Source organism: Singulisphaera rosea (assembly GCF_054877945.1).
In genome coordinates, this window is the sequence record NZ_JBTYIP020000130.1 from 1 (window position 1) to 311 (window position 311).

Consider the following 311-nt stretch of genomic DNA (forward strand, 5'->3'; position numbering starts at 1 on the left):
CCGACAAGGTCCAAGGTTCGACCGTACTGGCCGTCCTCTTCGCCGCCGCCGTTCGCATCTCCTCACTCTCCGCTACCTGCCAACGGCTCCGCGACGCCCCCGACGAACATGCCGTCGCCTCCGCCCTTTACTCCAGCCTACCCGCCTACGCCGCCTTGAGTCGCCAGGTCAACGCCGCCTTGGCCGGCCATCTCCCCAAGTCCCTACGACGGCGACCCCAGGTCGTCGCCCTCGACATGACCTTGCTCCCCTACTACGGGGCCGAGGCCCGGACCGACCCCGAAGTCTACCGCAGCAAGCCCAAGCGCGGG

Annotated in this window: 1 pseudogene; it reads left to right on the top strand. The window is 68.8% G+C overall.

Annotation, left to right across the window (positions count from 1 at the left end):
- A pseudogene (locus ACYOEI_RS41250) lies at positions 1 to 311 on the top strand (ISH3 family transposase); the annotation flags it as partial.